The sequence below is a fragment of the Pseudomonas sp. F9001 genome (assembly GCF_013385435.1).
Taxonomy (GTDB): Bacteria; Pseudomonadota; Gammaproteobacteria; order Pseudomonadales; family Pseudomonadaceae; genus Aquipseudomonas.
In genome coordinates this window covers 23,734-24,078 of the sequence record NZ_JACAPX010000039.1, presented here as the reverse complement: position 1 = coordinate 24,078, position 345 = coordinate 23,734, and the positions used below count along the sequence as shown (strand labels likewise).

The window sequence follows — 345 nt, the reverse complement described above, 5'->3', positions numbered from 1 at the left end:
AACCTGCGTTCGGCATCGAGATTATTGGGGCAGTCAGAGCAAGATCAAGATCAAAAGCAAGAGCACAGCGGCCTACCGGCCGGCTTGAGTGTTTAGAAGCCAGATCAAAAGCCAGATCAAAAGCCAGAGCGAAAGCCAGAGCGAAAGCCAAATCTGAAGCTGATGCAGCTCTGCTTTTCTGTGGGAGCTGGCTTGCCTGCGATGCAGACACCTCGGTGCATCAGGTACACCCAGTTGATGCCATCGCAGGCAAGCCAGCTCCCACATTTGACCGTGCCCGCTTTAGCTTTTGATTTGGCTTTTAAACACTCAAGCCGGCCGGTAGGCCGCTGTGCTCTTGATCTG

1 pseudogene is annotated in these 345 nt (G+C 53.6%); it reads left to right on the top strand.

The annotated features are described in order from the left end of the window. Nucleotides 1-293, top strand: a pseudogene (locus HX818_RS31080) (hypothetical protein); the annotation flags it as partial. Nucleotides 294-345: the final 52 nt, after the last annotated feature.